The organism is Roseateles sp. (assembly GCF_044373315.1).
Taxonomy (GTDB): Bacteria; Pseudomonadota; Gammaproteobacteria; order Burkholderiales; family Burkholderiaceae_C; genus JACDQM01.
Genome location: NZ_JBILQK010000215.1, coordinates 1 through 2,622, shown reverse-complemented (window position 1 = coordinate 2,622; position 2,622 = coordinate 1). Strand labels below are relative to the sequence as shown.

The window sequence follows — 2,622 nt, the reverse complement described above, 5'->3', positions numbered from 1 at the left end:
GGTGGCGTGTGCCAGCCGTAGCGGTCGCTGGTCTGGGCCACATGCACGAGCGGCAGGCCAAGCATCGCCGCGCTGCCATGGCTGTGGCCATGACAGGGGCCGCAGTCGCGGTCGACGTCGGCATTCAGCGTGTCTTGCTGGCTGCCATCGGCCTTGGGCTGAGCGTGCTCGTGGTCATGCTCATGCACGTGGTAGCCGATCGCTCCCAGCGCACCAGCCGAGGCCTCAATCTCGCAGACGCCCGCGACCGCCGCCCAGCTGAACTGGAGCGGCAGCACGAACATCAGCAGGATCAGCACAAGGCGGCGCATAGCGTGCATTCTAGGGGCCACGGCCAAGCCCCTCGACCGACAAGGGGCGAGGGACGCCCAGGATCAGAAGTTGTAGCCCAGCGTCAGCGACAAGGTCGTGTTGCGCGTCTTCACATCCAGCCCGCTGAGCGCCGTGCCAGGCGGCAGGCCCAGCATCGTGTACGGCGGCTTGCTGGTGTCGGTGCTCAGCGTGATGGAGTTCTTCACGCGGGTGTGGCCCAGGGCACCAACCACCGACCAGCGCTCATTGGCCGCATAGGACAGCGCTGCATGCGCCACAACACCCCAGGCCTTGTCAGCCTTGGCCGTGGTGTTGGGCTGCACCGCCTGATCAATACTGACGCTGCGGATGGTCGAGAACAGCGGGCCGATGCCCAGCGTGGGCCGCCAGGTTGCCTTGCGGTCGGCGAAGTGATAGTTGAACAGCAGGCCGGGCGAAAACTGCTTCAGGCTGCCGATGGTCTCGCCCGGCTTGAGCGTACCGGCCCCGATGATGTCGTGCTTGGGCGGGATGCCCAGCACCAGCTGCGCGCCGAAGCGGTCGTCCATGAAACGCTGCTCGTAGGTCACCAGCACGGTGGTGGCCTTGCCCAACGTGGCGTTGTAGCCGGGCCGGGCCAGGATCGAGCCCAGCGGGTTCAGGCCCTTGATGCCGTCCGAGCTGGCGCTGGGATCGATATGAACCAGCCCGATACGGAGTTCCTGCGCCGAGGCGCCCATGGCGGCCAGCCCAAGAGCGGCAGCGGCCAGCAAGCGCGCCTTGTGTGCGAGTGTGGTCATGATGTCTGTGTCTCCTAGTTTCTTGTCGTTGAGTTGTGAGCCGGTTCAGGAAACAGGCTCATGCAGCGCTCGGCCATCGCCGTGATGGTGAGACTGGGGTTGACGCCGACGTTCGCCGGCAGGATCGAGGCATCCATCACATAGAGCCCCGGGTAGCCGAAAACTTCTCCGGCTTCATTGACCACGCCCTAGTCGGCAGAGCCGGCCATCACGCAGCCGCCCAATACATGGGCCGTCGTGGCGGCGCCCAGCAGCGTCTCCGGCAGGGCATTGCCCGCCGTTCCGCCGCTCAGGCGCGCAAAGGTTTCAGTCAGCGTCTGCGCCTGCGGCAGGTAGGACGGCGCGCGCGTCTGCCCCGCCGGAACCGCGCTGGACAGGCGCCAGCCCAGCAAGCCGCGCTTCAGGCGCAGCGCCAGCTGGTTGTCTACCGCCTGCATCGTTAGCAGCACGGTCGAGCGTTCGGCCCAGCGGCGCCCGCTGCGCATGCTGGCCGTGGCCTCACGCGGACGCAGAACGAATGCGGCCAGGGTCTTGAGCGCACGCCGCAGCGGCCGCGGCTCGCTGACCAGCGGGCCGCCCTGCCAGCGCAGCACGCGCATGGAGCGCGAGAAGCGGTTCTGCGTGATGTGGGTGTCCGGCCCCAGCATGAAGTGGGTGGAGATGGTGGCGCCATCGCGCAGATCGATGTCGGGCTCGCGCGCGGTGACGGTGCTGATCACCTCGGAGTTGCTGCGCACCACCGCGCCCAGCCGCGGCGACAGCGCTGGCAGCGTGCGCCAGCGCTCGCGGCAGGACAACAGCAGCTCCAGCGTGCCCAGAACGCCGGCCGCGACGACGACGCGGCGCGCACGGTAATGCTCAAGCAGAGCGGCATCTCGGGTGCTGCGCACGCGCAGCTCGTAGCCGCCTTCGCCGCTGTTCAAGGGCGTGATGCAATCGACCCGCCGCTCAGGCAGGATCTGCACGCCCAGCCGGCGCGCCAAGTGCAGGTAGTTCTTGTCCAGCGAGTTCTTGGCGCCGACATGGCACCCGCTGCAGCAATCGGCGCAGAAGGTGCAGGCCTGCCGCTCAGGGCCGGCGCCGCCGAAAAAGGGATCGGCGATGGCCTCGCCTGCCGCTTGTCCCGGCGTACCGAACAGGATGGCCTGCGGCACCGGGCCGAAGCTATGCAACGCGCCCATCGCCGCAGCGGTGTCGCGCAGCCAGTGGTCCTGCTGGCTCTGGCGCGGGTTGACGGCGCGGCCCAGCATGCGCGCCGCCATGGCGCAATGCGGCGCCAGCTCGGCGCGCCAGTCGCGCGGGGGCAGCGTGGCCCAGGCCAGGTCGCGGTAGAAGCCTTCCCCAGGCTCCAGCAGCACCCCGGCAAACACCAGGCTGCCGCCGCCCACGCCAATGCCGCGCGCTACGCTGAGATGGCGCAGCAACGTCTGGCTGAAATGGCCGCGCAGGCCCAGGCGCGGCGCCCACAGCAAGCGCTTGGGGTCTTCCGACGCGGCGCGCATGTCTGCGGCAGAGACCTCGCGCCCCTGCT

The 2,622-nt window shown here is 68.8% G+C and carries 4 protein-coding genes; all 4 read right to left on the bottom strand.

From position 1 onward, the window contains the following. A partial coding sequence (locus ACIQ67_RS20595; protein WP_397536239.1) for a hypothetical protein occupies positions 1-311 on the bottom strand: 311 nt, incomplete at its 3' end. 63 nt (positions 312-374) lie between these two features. After that, a complete protein-coding gene (locus ACIQ67_RS20590) occupies positions 375-1,091 on the bottom strand; it encodes an OmpW family protein (protein ID WP_397536238.1) in 717 nt (238 codons plus the stop codon). 14 nt (positions 1,092-1,105) lie between these two features. After that, entirely contained in the window at positions 1,106-1,276 is a 171-nt protein-coding gene (locus ACIQ67_RS20585; RefSeq protein ID WP_397536237.1) for a GMC oxidoreductase, read from the bottom strand. Positions 1,277-1,279: 3 nt separating this feature from the next. Continuing rightward, the coding region (locus ACIQ67_RS20580) for a GMC family oxidoreductase N-terminal domain-containing protein (protein ID WP_397536236.1) at positions 1,280-2,622 on the bottom strand (1,343 nt) is incomplete at its 5' end.

Bases quoted from the DNA above. Each gene is read 5' to 3' on its own strand.
- ACIQ67_RS20590 (WP_397536238.1), bottom strand. From the start codon at position 1,091: ATGACCACACTCGCACACAAGGCGCGCTTGCTGGCCGCTGCCGCTCTT.